At 48.5% G+C, this 546-nt stretch carries 1 pseudogene; it reads left to right on the top strand.

What is annotated here, in order from left to right:
• Window positions 1–546: pseudogene (locus tag R7190_RS29920) on the top strand (RNA polymerase factor sigma-54); the annotation flags it as partial.

Raw genomic sequence — 546 nt, 5'->3', positions numbered from 1 at the left:
TGAAGATAAATCAGCACTCGAAACTGCTGACAACAGTGCCAACGAGCCAACAGAAATCGAAGTTCCTGATAGTTCTGACGTCATCGAAAAGTCCGAAATCAGCTCAGAGCTTGAAATCGACACAACTTGGGATGATGTCTACAGCGCAAATACGGGCAGTACCGGTTTAGCGTTAGACGATGATATGCCGGTCTACCAAGGCGAAACCACAGAATCGCTGCACGATTACTTAATGTGGCAACTCGACTTAACGCCTTTCAGTGAGACCGACCGTACGATTGCCATTGCCATCATTGATGCGATTGACGATTACGGCTATCTGACCCTATCTCCTGAAGAGATTCACGAAAGCTTCGACAACGAAGATATTGAGTTGGATGAAGTCGAAGCCGTGCGCAAACGCATCCAACAGTTTGACCCGCTTGGTGTGGCATCGCGGAACCTGCAAGAATGCTTACTCCTGCACCTTGCAACCTTCCCAGAAGACACGCCTTGGCTTGCGGAAGCCAAAATGATTCTTGCCGATCACATCGATCACCTTGGTAA

The sequence above is a fragment of the Vibrio sp. 1078-1 genome (genome assembly GCF_033340475.1).
Note: the sequence above shows the minus strand (reverse complement) of the source record. Positions and strands in the feature narration are given on the sequence as shown.